Genomic DNA, 16442 nt, shown 5'->3' with positions numbered 1-16442 from the left:
AAACAAATGTTTTTTGTCGTCACCATAATCAATCCTTGCTATTCTCCAGCCGAAGATAAGAGAGCAGAAGATGGATGTTAAAGTATTCAAGACCTTTTTAGAGGTGGCACAAACTCGCCATTTTGGTCGAGCAGCCGAGAATTTATATATTACTCAAGCCGCCACTAGTGCAAGGATCAAGCAGCTTGAGTCTTATTTCGATACCAGACTGTTTATTCGGGATCGCAATAATATTAAGTTGACCAGTGCTGGAGAGCGTTTGATTGCCTATGCCGAAGTGATGGTGAGTACACTAGAGCAAGCTAAGAATGAACTGGCATTAGGGGATAATAAGACCCTGCAGTTGAGTTTGGCTGGAACTCCAAATATCTGGGATGCTTACTTGCAGACGAGTTTGAGCCAGATCACCAGTGCTTTTTCTGGCTATGGCTTTCAGGCTGAAGCCGTGAGTCGGGCTCAACTAAATCGAAACTTACTCGAACGCACCTTAGATATCGCGTTTTCATTCGATCCGCTAAAGTCAGATGAGTTGATGAGTAAAGAGATCGCTAGAATGACACTGGCACTGGTGTCCACACAAAGGTGTGATGTGACCTCTGCGCTATCGAATCAGTATGTATATATTGATTGGGGAACACGGTTCGCATCCGAGCATGCCTTGCGTCATCAGCAGATACCGCCTCCTTACTTAAGAACATCGACAGGAAGAATCGCCTTAGATTTTATCTTAGATAAAACAGGGGCGGCATATTTACCCGTATCTATGGTGTCGCCATTATTAGCATCAACACAGCTTTATAGAGTTGAAGGTGCCGAGTTATGGTTGCGACCTATATTCATTAATTATCGCAAAGATTCAGTCTCGCTAGAGGCTATTGCTAAGATTGAAGGCTTGCTGCAAGAGATGCTGCCACAAGGTTAGCCATAGGCGGCTAAGTTCTCGTCATGTTCAAGACTTTTTCTTCTTTTTCATCGCGATGGCAATGCACAAGGCGGCCCCACCCCAAGTGAGACAGAGAGCAAGAGTCATCATGATAATGGCGCCTGTTGTCATAAAGAGTCCTCCTTGTCAGATGTGACCAAGTTGATGATTAGTGAGAGTAGCAACATGACAGCGATGAGCCCCCAACCTAAGATGATCTGATCTTGGATTGGGTAATCGCCATAACCCTCGGTGATTGTATTGATGAGGTTTTTCACCAAGATGATTGCGAGCATGGCGGGGCTGATAAATCGCAGGCACAAATCGAACCAACGACCCACAGTAAATTCTGATATACGATTGGCATAATCTCTGATGTCAGAGATCTTAAATAGCCAAGCCAATATGATGAGTTCGATAAAGCAGCTCAAGAGCAGGGCGACATTATTAATGAAGTAATCAATAAGGTCGAGAAGCAGTAAACCGCCATTGGTAGCAAAAGCCATAGAGGCAAGGAAACCAGTACCACAGACCAAGAATGCTGCTTTTTTGCGGGGAAAATTTAACTTGTCCATCACTGCTGATGTGACGGCTTCGATGATAGATATGTGAGAGCTAAAGCCGGCAACCACCAAGGCAAGGAAAAAAAGTGGCCCCAGTATGTAGGGGGCGGGCAGTAGATTGATGGCAGCAGGAATGGTGACAAAGGCTAGCCCCACACCAGAGGAGACGACTTCGGTCAGCGCCTTGCCTTGCTCCTGTGCCATATAACCCAAGACACCAAAAATCATGATCCCAGCCATGATGGAGAAGCCACAATTAATTAAAACTGTCATGAAGGCATTGTTGCTAATGTCTGACTTTTTAGGCAGGTAGCTAGAGTAAGCGAGCATGATGGCAAAACCGACGCTGAGAGTGAAAAATATCTGCCCGTAGGCGGCAGACCAAACCTTAGCATCGAAAATTTTACTGAAATCAGGTTCAAACAAGTAGTTCAGGCCTTCCAGAGCACCAGGGAGAAAGATGATTCGTCCTATGAGTGCCAGAACCATGATGAAAAGTAGCGGCATCATGATTTTACTAGCTCGTTCAATGCCCCTCCTGACCCCAGTGAAAATGGCGAGTGAGGTAATAGACCAAGCAATGGCCATAGGGATGGCGATATGCAGCTGAAACTGACCTAGTTTGCTGGGGGTGTTGTCTCCTAGCTGTAAATATTCTTTGAAGAAGAAGGCATTGGTGTCGGTTCCCCAACTCTGAGTGAAGGAGAAACTCAGAAATGAGATCGCCCAGCCGATAATCGCGACATAATAAACGGCGATAATGGCGGCAATAAAAACCTGAAACCAGCCTAGCCATTCTAGTCTTAACCCATAATTCTGCCCAAGCTTAGCAAACACCTTAGGGGCAGCTCCTCTAAGCTTATGCCCAAGGCTAAACTCCATGATCATAAAGGGGATACCAGCGGAGATCATAGCGAACAGGTAGGGGATGAAGAACGCGCCACCGCCATTCTCATAGGCCATATAGGGAAATCGCCATATATTTCCAAGGCCGATGGCGGAGCCCACAGCGGCGAGAATAAATCCAATTCGCGTATTCCACTGCTCTCTTTGCATAAACTAATCCATTGTTTTCAGTCTACAGCTCGATGACCTAATAGTAGACTTAAAAATGAATTGCTGCCTTTTGAAAGATTTAATCTGTTTTTAGTTTTTCACTGGCTCAGAAGGAAAAGTCATTTTCCGAAATATGCCATTAAGCGAGGTAGTCAGCTTCGATTGCTTTTATGCGGTTAAAGAGTGCAAGATTGACCTTAGCTGTTAATCCATGCTCCTTGGCTCTTTCGACTATGTAGCCATTGATGCTGTGGATCTCAGTTCGTCGCTTGTTTGCTACGTCTTGATGCATAGAGGAGAAGTTAGCGCTGGTAAGCTCGATAACACTGTAAACTCGGTTGGTGAGTGCTAACTTGTCCAGTGTTATGCCTGTGGCCATAGCGACATCCACAAGCTCAGTGACTATGTCGTAGATCTCTTGTTCGTATTTAGGTGATGAGAGGGTACCATTCGCACAGTTTTCTATTGTTGTAAGTGGATTAATTGCCGCATTGATAGCAAGTTTCTGCCAGAGAAATGGCAAAATAGGATCGCACCACTCACAGTTTGGGAGCTCGGTTAGCAATACCTGCTTCAAACCCGATGTCATAGATGGGCCACAAAGATGACCTATTTGGGTTACTCCTGTGCCGGTTTGTTTGAGCTGCCAAGTGCCTTGCCTGAAGGCGCCCTGAGAGGTTGTTCCTAGACTCAAACCTCTGCCTTGGAGCAAGGGCTCTATTTCAAGGTGAGGGCCTAAGCCGTTGTGAAGAAGAAGTATGTGGCAGTTTTTAGCTAGCTTAGATAAGACGGGCATTAATGCCTCTGTGACCTGATAGGATTTTACACAGACGATGAGTAACTGAGTCTTGCTTAATAGTGGGCACTCACTTTCGTGTATCTCCGAGGATTTAATGCCGAGAGTATGGGCCTTTGATTGTGTCTTATGACCATCTAGATGGGTCAAGGTGAGCATTTGTTGGTCTTGGGCCTTTCCCCGTGTAATAAAGTAGGGGGTTACCTTGGCCTCTACCAGTTGATGATAAAGCAGTTGTCCGATGGCGCCAGCGCCAAGGATGGCAATCAATGGGCTATCAATAGGTGTTCTTGCCAAGTTTAGGGCCATGATTTGCTCTTATTAAAGGCTAGCTATTATTTTAGGTTAACAGCTTTTCTAAGTTAAGGTGATTCGGTGAGCTTAGCCGCACGAAAGTAGCGCTGATAACTCCAAAGACAAAAATAGAAAAGCAAAATACCGGCCATGTCGGCGACAAAGTCGGCCAAAGAGGCGCTGCGATAGGGCAGTCTGGCCTGAACGAGTTCTATGAAGATGGCATAAATCGACAGGATTGCGGTCAGCAGGTACCACTTAGGCCTGAATGCTAAATAGGTCAATAGAGACAAACAGAAGAAGCTACCAAGATGACCTACTTTATCCATATTAGAAAAAAGTTGAGGATAATGTGGCCTGGAAAATACCAAGTAGCTGATGACTATTACAGCTATGACCAGGGCAAGCTTAAAAATATGTCGTTTAGATATCAAAATTTTATATGTGTCTCGTTGTTTTTTTTATCATAAAAAAATGGCGAGCGATTGTCACGATTAAACTCTCGTTTCTAACGTGTTATTAAGCACAATTAATATGCTGACGGAAGAAGTCTGCCTGTTTAAATAACTTATATAATTTAAATACGTTAAACTAGTGCCACTAAAATATGCTAATAGGACACTTGAAATGCCGTCAATGGATATAGTTTCTGAAGTCGACGAAGTTGAACTACGTAATGCGGTCGATAACTCGGTACGTGAACTTAAGAGTCGCTTCGATTTTCGTGGAAAAGAAGCGGGCATCGAATATAAAGATCATGTGGTGACGCTATCCGCAGAAGATGACTTTCAGTGCCAACAATTGATCGATATTCTGCGCATGCAAATGAGCAAGCGTAAAGTTGACCCTGCATCCATGGATGTCGATGAGAAAGCGGTTCATAGTGGAAAAACCTTCTCTTTGAAAGTGAGATTCAAAGAGGGAATTGAAACCTTAATTGCTAAGAAATTAGTCAAGAAGATAAAGGACAGCAAGCTTAAGGTTCAATCTTCAATTCAAGGCGATTCGGTTCGTGTTACTGGCAAGAAGCGTGACGATCTGCAGGCCGTTATGGCGCTTGCTCGCGAAGCCGATTTAGGCCAGCCTTTCCAGTTCAATAACTTCAGAGATTAACTTTCTCTATGAGAGAAAGTTTAAAAAGGCGCTTAAAGAAAACTCTTTAAGCGCCTTTTTTCATCTTAAAAGAAAACTGAAAGTATTAAATTTCTGTTTTTGAAGCCTCGCAGGTCGAGTCTGTTTGTTCATCTTTATGTTCATGGCGGGTACGTTTATCCACAAGCATCACTAGCCATAGCACAGGCAAACCTATGGCGCTGGCGGCGATGAAGAAGTTCACATAACCGAAGCTATCCACATAAGCTCCGGAGAATCCGGCGATAAACTTAGGGAAAAGTAACATGATGGATGAGAGTAGAGCGTATTGGGTCGCGCTATATCCTGCGCTCGTTAAGCTGGATAAGTAAGCGATAAATGCGGCAGTGGCTATGCCTGCACTGAAATTATCGATGGAAATTGCCAAGGTTAAAAATGGCACGTTGTAGCCTATTACTGCTTGCCAAGCGAAGAGTAGGTTGGTCACGGCAACTAATAACGCGCCGATGAAGAGTATCTTCATGGTGCCATATCTTGCTATCAATAACCCGCCAAAACCTGCGCCGACAAGTGTCATGATCAGGCCATAAATTTTACTGATTGTCGCTATCTCTGTTTTAGTGAAGCCCATATCGACATAAAATACATTTGCCATGATCCCCATGACGATATCTGAGATGCGATAACAGGATATCAGCAATAAGATCAGTATGGCGTTGCGTCCGTAGCGTTTGAAGAAGTCCATAAATGGCAACACGCTGGCCGTGTATAGCCAAGATAAAGTATTGGCAATGACCTTAGGGTAGCGTTGCTTCAACTCTTGCACAATGAGCTGTTCTTGCTCGTCGGCTTGCTTAATCTCTACATCTGGCTCTTTACAAAATAGCGTGGTCAAAATACCTATGGACATGAGACCAGCCATGACCATATAAGCCATCTGCCAGGACAATAGGTTATATTCATCGTTGCCAGGGGTGACCCAGGCTGCAATGGTTAATGCACCTGCGGTGGCAATGATCATTGCACTGCGATAGCCCACTTGATATGCCGCCGCGAGAGCGGCCTGCATCTTCTCCGGAGCTGACTCAATTCTAAAAGCATCAATAACGATATCTTGGGTAGCGGAAGCAAAGGCGACCATAAGTGCAAACAGTGCCAGTCTTTCAAGATCTTTGACGGGATCGCTGAAAGACATGCCTAAAATGGCTCCCACCAGAAGTATTTGAGCAAATAGCATCCAGCCTCGTCTACGTCCCAGTAGCCTAGTGAAGATGGGCAGAGAGAGCCTGTCGACCAAAGGGGACCAGGCCCACTTGAACCCATAGGCGAGGGCAATCCAGCTGAAATATCCGATGGCCGTCCTGTCTATGCCTGATTCCCTTAACCAGAATGAAAGTGTCGAGAACACCAACATCAGCGGTAGACCGGCGGAAAAGCCGAGTAGCAGCAGGACTAAAACACGTTTGTGGCAATAAATAGAGAAGGCGTCTTTGACTTGGTCAAGCTTGGAAGAGGCTGCTGATAACATAAGGAGACTTAAGAGATATTAATCGACCTAGCTTAATACCTATTAGTTCAAATGACTAGCTTAAGCTGCACCATAGCTGCACGAAAAAAGCCCAAACACAATGGTTTGGGCTTTGGGTTTACGTTTACATTGCTCTTAAATTAAAGATAAAGAGCTTAGGAGTTCGGTCTGATACCAATGCAGTTATTTGGCACTTGGCCACCAAGATTGAGATAATCACAACATTCGTCAACTTGCGTACGCAAGTATTGATTGCCACGGATCATCCAGTCGGGCCACTTGTCAAAGGCATGTAGTAGATGCCAGAACACTCTCTCCATATCTGACTGCGCGTCACCCTGATGATTGAACTGTTGCCATTCTTCTAGGGTGTCCCATAGGTATAACTGGACCTCATTAAAATCGAGCTGATCTCTCAGAAACGCTTTTCCATATTGGGCCAGTTGGGGCGCTTTAGTATCGATGAACTCATTTGGGGTCATCAAGCCGCCTCCTTATTACAACCTAATCAGTATAGGACTAAATATAAACATGCGATTAAAAATTGTGAATAATATTGAACAAATTTGAATCGAAACACTCTTTTTACATGTTTTTTAGCCACTTAGTTTTAACACCGCAGACTTAAATATTTTCCAGCTTATGTCTATTTTCTGGGTAAAAGTGTGGCTTTCTTTAAAATGATGTCCTCGACTGGAAAGTCAGGCCAGTCGAGCTTACGGTTATGTTCTGTGGCCACGGCAACCATAGCGGCAAGTACCTCTTCACCTTGGGTGACTTCACCGAACACGGCATATCCCCAGCGTCTCGATGACGGGTCTAAGCGCTCATTATCTGCAACATTGAAATAAAATTGGCTGGTGGCCGAATGAGGGTCATTATCCCTTGCCATGGCGATAGTGCCGAAACTGTTCGACAGCCCATTACCAGACTCGTTAACGATAGGGGCATCATAAGGTTTTTCTTCCTGTTTAAGGTCGAGTCCACCGCCTTGAACCACAAAGTCGGCGATGACACGATGGAAGAGGGTGTTGTCGTAATGACCTTTAACCACATAGGTGAGAAAGTTATCAACTGTAATAGGGGCTCGGGTTCTGTCTAGCTCCACCACAATCTTTCCCATGCTAGTGTCGAGCTCGACTCTGGGGTATAGAGTATTGGATTGAATATCTATGGCCCAGGCCATAGTGCTTAAACTCATGCTCAAGCAGAGCATCGAAAAGGTGCACATTCTACGAAACATTGGGCTTCCCTGTTAATTCAATATTGTTCTGGAGTGGGCTTGTCAGCGATTATTGTTGAATAAATTGATTGAGCTCAGGGTCGTTGAGTATGTCGCCACTGAGTTGGCCGAGTAATTTATTCATCTCAAGCTCTAAAGTGGCGAAGTCTGCACTAAAAGGGCCCGATAGTGTGCCTCTAGCCGAGTAACGTTTAGTTAATTCTTGGCTACTATTTTTTGCTATGACATTAATGATGATATTGCTCTTAGCCTCGAAACCAAACGTGGATTCAGTCACATCGGTGAGCAGCTGCTCTAACTGTATCTGCATATGTTTGGCTGAGCTTGAGCCTATTTGATAACCCGCATTGGTGAAGCCTTCACGAAAGAGCGAATCTATCTGTTTTCTGGGAGCCTCAGAGGGACTGACTAATTTGGCTGCATTATCGTCATTGTTAAATCTCACGATGAAATTGGCCGAACGAGTGTCTATTGTATCGATGGCAAGTGTCTGATGTGAGCTAGTTTGTTTTTGTACCTCAGGCACTTGTGGGTTTAAGGCTATATGACTCGGAGTTTGATTGGCACAGGCTGAGAGCAAAACTGATGTGGTGAGCAATAGAATGAGACGTTTCATTTTCTGATTTTCTTATTTAGTAATATCAAAAACTAGGTGGCATCAGCATACCAGAATTCATTTTGGTTTCCACAGCTAGTCAGTCCAAGCTTTGATTAAGATTGAATACAGCAAGCCTTGTTAGAATATGCATCATAATGCGCCAGAAACTCATGCCTTAGGACCCCTTAGATGATAAAGCCACTGTGTATATCGTTAACACTTGCTGCTCCATTTTTAATTTTGAGCCAAGGTGTGAATGCCGATGAATCTAAGCACTATATTGGCGGGACATTAGGTTATGGTTTCCATGATTTTGAAACTAAAGACTATGGCACGGCGAGCTTCAGTGACAGTATTACCGCGGATATTTATTACCGATATATGATTAATGAAAACTTCGGTATCGAAGTCGGCGGAATGTCTGGTTCTGGCGGCGCCTTTAGTGTTTTTTCTGATATTTGGAATGACGTCAAAAGTCTAAGTTATCGGGGCTTGAGGACCAGTTTTTACGGTAAACTCCCTCTTAGTGTCAGTAATAGCTTCTATGCAAAAGCTGGAGCCGCCTATCAATGGATTGATTATAATATTACTCAGGACAAAGATAGGGTGAGTGTGAGTGAAACAGACAATGGTTTTTATGGTGCCATAGGCTGGGAGTTTAGGTTCCGTAACGGACTTGGATTAAATGCCGAATATCAACATGTGCCTATGAGTAATTTGACCCTAAGAAGCTATAATGTCGGAGCTAATTACGCTTTTTAATGATACCAATCGTTATTAACCACTTGTTCAAACTCGGCTTTCTATGACAGTTTGTTATCTGTGAATTTGTAGTTACTCCCAAAGAACAGCGAATAAGCTGTTCATTTTCAAAATAATCTGTACTGGTTCAATACTCTAGCCACTTTTTGCAAATATTACCGATGAGATTGCCCGCTCATAAACTCAATTCATAAATCTGGTCTAAAAACTCAGTCTATAAATCATGTTTAAATCAATTGAAGATTTGACTTTAATCATGAACCCCATCAGGTTAGAGTAAAAGTTCAAATTCTATACAGGAAGTACTTAATGGGTTTAGGGCAGACTAGCTCCAATCGGCAAGCTAATACAATATTGACAGTGGCGGCACCTAAGGAGCTCATGGATGGCCAAGGTAAGCCCATTATCGGTTATTTTGACGGACCAGTATCAGACTTAGCATTAGATAAGTTCGCTTATTTCAATGAGATGGATAAGCCTGTTTCATCCTTGAAAAAACACTTTCATTTTAAACAGTTTCAATTTGTCAGCCTAGTCACGCCGAGGTACCTCATAGGTGTTGCCATCGCCGACATTCGCTATATTGGCAGCGCTTTTTGCTATCTCTATGACATTAGTAAGAATCAAATAACGGAAACATCTTGGCTCAAACCTCCGGGAATGGGCTATCAGATGGAGCCTTCTCCTATGTCAGGGGATGCCAAGATAAGCAGCGCAAAGGGAAATATCGAGTTTAGCTTACGCAAGGGGGTGTGGCATCTGGCTATCTCAACGAAATCTATCGAGGCCGAACTCGAACTCGAATCACCTCCCTTGAGTCTGCCCATCTCACTCTGTACTCCAACAGGATACAGCGGTTGGACCTATACCCAGAAACATAACGGTTTAAAAGCAAAGGGAAAACTGACGGTTCACGATGAGCCTCAGCCACTGAATCAAGCATTAGCGGGATACGATTTTTCCGCCGGATATATGCGCCGAGAGACGAGCTGGCGCTGGGCGAGCATCAATGCCCATACACAAGATGGGATCATTGGCTTGAATCTGGCCGCCGGTGTGAATGAGACCGGCGCCTGCGAAAATGTATTTTGGGTCAATGGCGAACGACACCTGCTAGGTGCGGTACATTTCAAATTTACACGAGATGGGGGCAGTGCTGAATCTAAGCCAGCAGCGAGTTGGCGTATCTATTCCGATAATGGTCAAATAGCGCTGAGTTTTCAGCCCCAAAATTGCCGCTCAGAGAAACTCAACCTCTGGCTGCTAAAAAGTAATTTCAGGCAGTATGTTGGCCATTATTCAGGCCACATAATAGATAACTTAGGTAACAAGCATACCTTGCACAATGTATTGGGTCTTACTGAAGACCATTTTGCCCGTTGGTAGTACGGTGTTTAGGTAACATCACTGATTGCCCTGGTATTTGGATGCCGGAGCTTTGATTTAATCCGTTTTAAAGAAAATAAGAATAAAAATAACAGAAAGGAATTCTGATGGAATTTAGTACACTTATCGCCCACCCTGAGATGTTGCTTATCGTGCTGGCACCTATCTTTTTTATCTGCATCTTACTGGAATGGTATCTGGGTGATAGGCGAAGGAAGCTCCCCCATACTGCCCGCTATCATCTCCCTGAAGTATTGTGTAACTTCGGTCTGGCCGGGATGCATCAAGGGGCGGATATTTTAACGGGATTATTGATAGCTAAACTCTATCTGATATTTTTTGGCTGGCGCTTGTTTGATATCGAGATGAATGCCATCAATTTTGTGCTACTCATGATAGCCCAGGATTTCTGTTACTACTGGTTCCATCGTGCCAGTCACAGGGTTCGTTGGATGTGGGCTGCCCATGTTGCCCACCATAGCTCGGAAAATATGAATTTCAGCACCGCATTCAGACAATCTCTGATGTATCCACTAGCCGGAATGTGGGTATTCTGGCTGCCGTTAGTGGTGGTGGGCTTCGATCCTAATTGGGTGGTGTTTGTGGTCTTGCTCAATTTGGGCTTACAGTTTTTCGTCCATACCCAAGCGGTCAAAACCTTAGGCCCATTCGAGTGGATATTCAATACACCGTCGCATCATAGAGTGCACCATGGTCGTAATCCTCAATATATAGATAAGAACTATGCTGGCGTGCTGATCATCTGGGATCGCATGTTTGGCACTTATGCCAAAGAGGAAGAGACGGTAGAGTATGGCATCACTAAGCCCATTAATAGCTTTAACCCGCTAGTGGTCACTTTCAGTGAATGGAAGTCTATGTTCACTGAAGCGTTCTCGCCTGGACTGTCATTGAAGGCGCGCTTGGGTCATCTGTTACTGCCGCCACAGGGCAATGATGAGCCTTAATCATTAGTTGTTACAAGCCATTGACCTCCACTCAATGGCTTTCCTCAAAACTGCCGCAACAACACAGCCTCTAATACACAGCTTCTAAATATACAGCTAATACCAACCGATATAAGTCCAACGCCAAATTTACACAAGATGTTTATTTAACGAATACAAAAGGTAAAGTTAGCTTTTTATACCAATCTTTAACAGATGTATGAGTTATTATCCCTTTGTTCAGCTTAGGTACAGTTTAGACGCCTAGTATATCGGCTGTTAAACCAGTGTTGTTGGTTTGTTTTTGTTTGGTTTTTGCCACTTTTGTGGCGTTTATGACCATTTTTAGGGAAAAGGATTTGTATGAAATTGTTATCTATAGTGATTGTATCTATTTTGAGTTTTGGTGCGGTGGCTGGTGAGTCTAACCATATTATTGGCGGGAATATTGGCTATGGTAGCCAAGACTTTGAGGCCGACAGTGGTGAAAAGTACGGCGGCGGAGACAGTGTTGGCATCGATGTTTATTACAGATATATGCTCAATGATAACTTTGGTATAGAGGGGAGTGTATTCAGTGGTAGTGGTGGTATAGCAAGCGCATTTACGGACATACTCACTACGGTCAATAATATCAGTTATAAAGGTGTGCGCGCGGCCATTTATGGTCAAGTCCCGCTGTCTGAAAGTAATAGCCTCTATGCCAAGTTAGGTGCCAGTGCCAACCAGCTTAATTATGATGTTACAGGTATTTTCGGGAGTGGCACCACAAAGAGTATTGAAACAGACGGAACCGATTTCTATGGTGCAGTAGGCTGGGGAATACGTTTTCAATCTGGACTGGGCCTTAACCTGGAATACCAGTATGTGCCAATCCAAGAGCTCATCGTACAAAATTTCAGTATCGGCATGAGTTATCAATTCTAATTTAACCTTCGAATGAAGCTAGGTGACATTGTTGTGGTTTAGCTTCTGGATGAGTTGACATTGGGGAGGTGTGATGAAAGTCATACCTTTCTTGTTATCTATCGCCTGTGGCGCACTTATGTGCATTTTATTTTGAGAAGTTTCTGCGAAACGTCGGCTCTTGATTCTATAAGAGTACTTCTGACCTCCATGGTCTTAAGTGTTCCAGACGCTTTTAAGACATTTCCCATATCCTTATGGGTCAGCGGAGGAAGTGCCAAATTTTGTATGGAACAAAATTGGCCCTGTTTTGGAAGCTCACAGCCTTATCTACACTGAGTTCTTCAAAAAAAGGTTATTTAACCTTCCCAGTAAACAATTTAAAACATGAGGACTACCTAATTAGCTACGACTTCTTTGCTCCTCATTCAGCTGTGCTTATCGACACCAGTCACTTAGAGCGTACGATGAGTAGTGATACCTATGGATCACTACTCATCTGTTCTGTAGGGCTGAACTTGATGCAGGTTTTATCGCGACCGGCAAGGTCCGTCTTATATTGAACACTTACTCGAAAACACTGTATGAATCAAATCGGAAAGTGCAGCGCGTTGGTTAAGTCCCCGAATGGTTCCTGACCACGAGCAATCATTTTATCGTCACGTTGTTTGATACCATCAAGTGTCTCCAATTTGAACACTCGAGTAATCAAGCGAAGAATAGATCCGGTATCGTAAAGTGTATGGTCCACCGTTCCCTTACGAGAAAAAGGCGACACAACCAAGGCCGGAATGCGAGTGCCTGGTCCCCAACGGTCACCTTTTGGCGGTGCAACATGATCCCACCAACCACCATTTTCATCGGTCGTGACTATCACTATCATATTTTCCCATTGGGGACTCTCTTGTAATACTTTTAGTGCACGGTCAATATGTCGATCACCAGAAGCTACATCAGTGTAGCCGGCATGCATATTCAAGTTCCCCTGGGGTTTATAAAAAGTAACCGTTGGTAATTCACCAGCTTCTGCGTCTTTGAAAAATTTGTTACTACTAGAGTCATTGCCCAAACCAGCATCGCGTAAGCGCTTTTTTCGCTCAATAGGATGTGCGGGACCTTGTGCTTTAAAGTAATTAAATGGCTGATGATGATATTGAAAGTTTGGGATTTTAGGAATGCCTTTAGAGCCTTTAAATTGATCGAGTGTTGCCTGCCAAGCTCCAGCATACCAAGCCCATTCTATATTTTCTTTTGATAGCTTATCACCTATGTGTTCATGGGACTGTGCAACCAGTGTATTAGGATTATCAGGTTTAGCATAATCAGGAAGTTTCGGATCACGCATCCAAGTTGGCCAATAAGGGGGGGCCATGGTATTGACCGCATAGCCATCAGGAGTTAAAGCGCTGGGACCAAACTGAGGTGCTCCATCCATTGCGCTAGCGGGTGATTTGAGTAACGGTTTAAGGCGAGTATCGAGGGGGTCATCACTTTGCAGTGTTGCTATTTGTGTTTTTGCAACAGAGTTATGAACATCTGGGTAAAAGGGCACTGCTGCACTGACTAGGTATTGGTGGTTAAGAAAAGATCCGCCAAATGCCCCCTGAAAAAAATTATCACACAATACATATTCTTTAGCGACATCCCATAAGCGTAGTGAATAGCGACTTTGACTATAATGACCCATAGTTAACGCTCCAGAATCTGCCCATGCGACAAAGTGGTCATTTTTTCCATCATTGATTTGCATCTGATTTTGATAAAACACATGGCATAAATCTCTTGTCACTAAACCAAAAGGCAAATCCTCTCCACAGGGGCCTTTTAGAGCGAAAGGTGCATTGGCTAAATCAGTTTGAAACTGGGTTGCATTAGGGTAAGTGACCCCGTCAAGGGTTTGTGGCCCCATCTGCAAAACTCCTCCCCAAACAGGTGGTAACTTGTTAAGTAGACTTCCGTTTCGATCTCGTTGCCGTGAATTCTCAGGTTTAAATGATGACAAGGGGTTTTCAAGACCAGGAAAATCACTAAAAAGATTATTAAAACTTCGGTTCTCCGCATAGATGACTACAATGTTTTTAACGTGTTTTTCCAAGGCTTTATCTAGTTCAGATGGTGATAACTGACGTTTATTAAGTTTGACGTTATCACCAACATTCATGCCATATGCACTCAGTGATGCACCAGCACCTATTGCGGCCACGCCAGTGAGGAAACTGCGGCGGCTGAGGTGATGTTCTTGCTCATCTGAAAGTGCCATGCTGTCATCTTTGTTGTTATCTTTCATTCATATTTCTATTCGGTAAAGAATACGAGCTTACAACAGAATAAAAGTTTATTGTGAAAATAACATAACCAATCAATATGTCGGATAAGCTGTATTGTTGTTTGAGGTTCGCTTGCGTAATCACATAACAAATAAATCGAGCCAGAGTGAAATTTAACCGGAAAGGGTAAACAGTTTGGAGTGAATTAGGGCTTTCGAATAAACTAAATTACTTTTTCTAATCAATGTCAGCTTAATTAGACCGAATACACTAACTTACTTTTGTCCGTGCGACCTGAGGTCGTATGAAGCGCAGTTCACCGCGAATAAGAGTGAACCATCTGTATCACCAGATGACCCTATGGCTCTGAATAAAGTAGATAATTAGACTCCCCACACTTAACCCTGTGGTGTACCTTACATTTGTATCATCACATGTTGGAGTCCATTATGAAAAATACGATTGTTGGTGTCGATTTAGCGAAGAAAGTAATTCAAGTTTGTAAAACTACAAACCGTACAGTGCGTTCTAATGAAGAAATGACACCTGATGAATTTATCTTATTCCTTGCTAACTCAAAGCCTATGACGGTGGTATTTGAAGCTTGCGAAACATCAAGTTATTGGAAACAGCAAGCCTTACTTTACGGGCACGACGCCAAGCTTATTTCTGCCAAACTCGTCGCCTCAGTGAGGCAATCCCAAAAAACGGACAAGAATGATGCTTTAGCGATTGTTCAAACTGCTTTGCTGCCCGATGTTAATTTCATTTCAGGGAAATCAATCGAGCAGCAACAACTTCAGTCGACGATGCGTTTAAGAGAGCTTTGCAGTAAGCAAAAACAGCGCTCAGCAACCAACTTATTGCATTATTAGCCGAGTTTAATATCAACTCAAGCAATCGTAACGGTGGTTTACGGGGCGCGATAGAATCGACCCTTGAAGATGCTGGCAATGGTTTCTCACATGAATTTAGAAAAGCACTAGATGAGGCCTGGAAACTGTATTTAACGGTCGCAGAAACACTTGTAACCTATGATGAATGCCTAGAAGCATCAATTGAAACCCATCCTGAATGCAAAAAGTTACTGAAACTAGAAGGTGTTGGGCCAATAAATGCTATCAATTTGTATATTGCTTTGGGCTGTGCAGAATTAGGTTGTTTTACTAGAGGAAAAGATGTTTCCGCTTGTATAGGGTTAACCCCTCTGCAACATTCTAGCGGAGGTAAAAGCAAGTTAGGCTCGATAGGTAAACATGTTAAAAACACTGTGATACGAAGTCAGCTAATCACTGGCGCGGCAGCGAGTGTTAGGCACGTTAATAAACGGGAAGCTAAACTTGTAAAGAAAAATGGATACAAGACTTAGTCGATAGGCGTGGCATAAAGTGCGCCGCCGTGACCTTGGCTAATAAAACCGTAAGAACCGCTTTTGCAATGTTAACTCAAGGCACTGAATACAAAGCCAATATTATATTGACCTCTTAACGCGTTCAAACAATAAAATGCTTAATCGAAGATGAAAATCAACCAGTAAAAACAGTGACTCGCAAAGAGCATTAAGCTCGTAAAGTAGATTTGTTTACTGGTCCGCGTAAATATCATAGAGCCTGGGTTCGCTACCCTATTAGAGCTCGTACATAAGCACGCATTAATTCATCGATAACACATTTTGTTGTTGACAGTGGGGAGTCTACATAAGCGAGTCTGACAATGTAACGATATTTGGCTTATGCCGAATGGGAACTGAATCGTGAGAGGACGTTCTTCCTGATAATCACAATCGGGTAAGTGCTAGGGTGTCAGTATGATGAACGTAAGTGAATCCATTTAAGGTGCGTTATATGAGAAACAGCGGAAGTGGTTAATACGCTGTGGCCAAAAGGCACGAGAGTTGGAAAGAGATTGGACAGTGCTCTTTCGTGATCAAATAACTCTCCGCACTATAGTGGGCATCTACCCTGACATTGCGCGACATACGGAACAGGGTAAGCCTGTATTGCTCCCTTTAGGGAAAGTGGCCTGCGAAGGCTGCCGATAGTAATGCAGGTAAAGGAGGCTAGAAAAAGCGAATGCCGCATT

Annotated in this window: 15 protein-coding genes and 1 pseudogene; 7 read left to right on the top strand and 9 right to left on the bottom strand. The window is 43.6% G+C overall.

Annotated features, from left to right (window positions below):
• Positions 1-70 precede the first annotated feature (70 nt).
• Entirely contained in the window at positions 71-922 is an 852-nt protein-coding gene (locus tag sps_RS21345) for a LysR family transcriptional regulator (RefSeq protein WP_077754342.1), read from the top strand.
• Positions 923-949: 27 nt separating this feature from the next.
• Here sps_RS21345 and sps_RS28275 read toward each other — a convergent pair whose 3' ends face one another.
• From sps_RS28275 to sps_RS21330, 4 genes are all read right to left on the bottom strand, one after another.
• A complete protein-coding gene (locus sps_RS28275; protein ID WP_149027328.1) occupies positions 950-1054 on the bottom strand; it encodes a MetS family NSS transporter small subunit in 105 nt (34 codons plus the stop codon).
• On the bottom strand, positions 1051-2541 hold the full coding sequence (locus tag sps_RS21340; RefSeq protein WP_077754341.1) for a sodium-dependent transporter: 1491 nt from the start codon (positions 2539-2541) through the stop codon (positions 1051-1053). Before sps_RS21340 ends, sps_RS28275 begins: the two co-directional genes overlap by 4 nt.
• Positions 2542-2680: 139 nt before the next feature.
• On the bottom strand, positions 2681-3646 hold the full coding sequence (locus sps_RS21335; RefSeq protein WP_169915869.1) for a ketopantoate reductase family protein: 966 nt from the start codon (positions 3644-3646) through the stop codon (positions 2681-2683).
• 53 nt (positions 3647-3699) lie between these two features.
• Entirely contained in the window at positions 3700-4065 is a 366-nt protein-coding gene (locus sps_RS21330; protein ID WP_077754340.1) for a VanZ family protein, read from the bottom strand.
• Positions 4066-4258: 193 nt separating this feature from the next.
• Here sps_RS21330 and sps_RS21325 point away from each other — a divergent pair, with 193 nt between their 5' ends.
• Positions 4259-4744, top strand: a complete 486-nt coding sequence (locus sps_RS21325; RefSeq protein ID WP_077754339.1) for a YajQ family cyclic di-GMP-binding protein — start codon at positions 4259-4261, stop codon at positions 4742-4744.
• 85 nt (positions 4745-4829) lie between these two features.
• On the opposite strand, the gene sps_RS21320 is transcribed toward sps_RS21325, so the two are convergent.
• The 4 genes from sps_RS21320 to sps_RS21305 form a co-directional block, all read right to left on the bottom strand.
• A complete protein-coding gene (locus sps_RS21320) occupies positions 4830-6251 on the bottom strand; it encodes an AmpG family muropeptide MFS transporter (RefSeq protein ID WP_077754338.1) in 1422 nt (473 codons plus the stop codon).
• 155 nt (positions 6252-6406) lie between these two features.
• Positions 6407-6733 (bottom strand): hypothetical protein, encoded by a 327-nt coding sequence (locus sps_RS21315; protein WP_077754337.1) that lies wholly within the window; start codon positions 6731-6733, stop codon positions 6407-6409.
• A gap of 164 nt (positions 6734-6897) precedes the next feature.
• The gene (locus sps_RS21310) at positions 6898-7467 is read right to left on the bottom strand and encodes a peptidylprolyl isomerase (protein ID WP_149027437.1); all 570 of its coding nucleotides are present in this window, start codon (positions 7465-7467) and stop codon (positions 6898-6900) included.
• Positions 7468-7543: 76 nt separating this feature from the next.
• On the bottom strand, positions 7544-8110 hold the full coding sequence (locus sps_RS21305) for a YajG family lipoprotein (protein ID WP_077754335.1): 567 nt from the start codon (positions 8108-8110) through the stop codon (positions 7544-7546).
• A 171-nt stretch (positions 8111-8281) separates the two neighbouring features.
• Here sps_RS21305 and sps_RS21300 point away from each other — a divergent pair, with 171 nt between their 5' ends.
• The 4 genes from sps_RS21300 to sps_RS21285 all read left to right on the top strand — a co-directional run bounded on the left by sps_RS21300 (position 8282) and on the right by sps_RS21285 (position 12114).
• Complete coding sequence (locus sps_RS21300; RefSeq protein WP_077754334.1) at positions 8282-8854, top strand: porin family protein; 573 nt, start codon at positions 8282-8284, stop codon at positions 8852-8854.
• Positions 8855-9163: 309 nt separating this feature from the next.
• Positions 9164-10240, top strand: coding sequence for a DUF2804 domain-containing protein (locus sps_RS21295; protein WP_077754333.1), 1077 nt, complete (start codon positions 9164-9166; stop codon positions 10238-10240).
• A gap of 107 nt (positions 10241-10347) precedes the next feature.
• Positions 10348-11208 (top strand): sterol desaturase family protein, encoded by an 861-nt coding sequence (locus sps_RS21290; RefSeq protein ID WP_077754332.1) that lies wholly within the window; start codon positions 10348-10350, stop codon positions 11206-11208.
• Between the two features lie 342 nt (positions 11209-11550).
• Positions 11551-12114, top strand: coding sequence for a porin family protein (locus sps_RS21285; RefSeq protein ID WP_077754331.1), 564 nt, complete (start codon positions 11551-11553; stop codon positions 12112-12114).
• Positions 12115-12682: 568 nt separating this feature from the next.
• On the opposite strand, the gene sps_RS21275 is transcribed toward sps_RS21285, so the two are convergent.
• A complete protein-coding gene (locus tag sps_RS21275; protein WP_077754329.1) occupies positions 12683-14380 on the bottom strand; it encodes an acid phosphatase in 1698 nt (565 codons plus the stop codon).
• A gap of 429 nt (positions 14381-14809) precedes the next feature.
• Here sps_RS21275 and sps_RS21270 point away from each other — a divergent pair.
• Positions 14810-15848: pseudogene (locus sps_RS21270) on the top strand (IS110 family RNA-guided transposase).
• Positions 15849-16442 lie beyond the last annotated feature (594 nt).

The organism is Shewanella psychrophila (assembly GCF_002005305.1).
Taxonomy (GTDB): domain Bacteria; phylum Pseudomonadota; class Gammaproteobacteria; order Enterobacterales; family Shewanellaceae; genus Shewanella; species Shewanella psychrophila.
Note: the sequence above shows the minus strand (reverse complement) of the source record. Positions and strands in the feature narration are given on the sequence as shown.

Coding starts and splice junctions, on each gene's coding strand:
- sps_RS21345 (WP_077754342.1), top strand. CDS start 71: ATGGATGTTAAAGTATTCAAGACCTTTTTAGAGGTGGCACAAACTCGC.
- sps_RS28275 (WP_149027328.1), bottom strand. CDS start 1,054: ATGACAACAGGCGCCATTATCATGATGACTCTTGCTCTCTGTCTCACT.
- sps_RS21340 (WP_077754341.1), bottom strand. CDS start 2,541: ATGCAAAGAGAGCAGTGGAATACGCGAATTGGATTTATTCTCGCCGCT.
- sps_RS21335 (WP_169915869.1), bottom strand. CDS start 3,646: ATGGCCCTAAACTTGGCAAGAACACCTATTGATAGCCCATTGATTGCC.
- sps_RS21325 (WP_077754339.1), top strand. CDS start 4,259: ATGCCGTCAATGGATATAGTTTCTGAAGTCGACGAAGTTGAACTACGT.
- sps_RS21320 (WP_077754338.1), bottom strand. CDS start 6,251: ATGTTATCAGCAGCCTCTTCCAAGCTTGACCAAGTCAAAGACGCCTTC.
- sps_RS21315 (WP_077754337.1), bottom strand. CDS start 6,733: ATGACCCCAAATGAGTTCATCGATACTAAAGCGCCCCAACTGGCCCAA.
- sps_RS21310 (WP_149027437.1), bottom strand. CDS start 7,467: ATGCTCTGCTTGAGCATGAGTTTAAGCACTATGGCCTGGGCCATAGAT.
- sps_RS21305 (WP_077754335.1), bottom strand. CDS start 8,110: ATGAAACGTCTCATTCTATTGCTCACCACATCAGTTTTGCTCTCAGCC.
- sps_RS21300 (WP_077754334.1), top strand. CDS start 8,282: ATGATAAAGCCACTGTGTATATCGTTAACACTTGCTGCTCCATTTTTA.
- sps_RS21295 (WP_077754333.1), top strand. CDS start 9,164: ATGGGTTTAGGGCAGACTAGCTCCAATCGGCAAGCTAATACAATATTG.
- sps_RS21290 (WP_077754332.1), top strand. CDS start 10,348: ATGGAATTTAGTACACTTATCGCCCACCCTGAGATGTTGCTTATCGTG.
- sps_RS21285 (WP_077754331.1), top strand. CDS start 11,551: ATGAAATTGTTATCTATAGTGATTGTATCTATTTTGAGTTTTGGTGCG.
- sps_RS21275 (WP_077754329.1), bottom strand. CDS start 14,380: ATGAAAGATAACAACAAAGATGACAGCATGGCACTTTCAGATGAGCAA.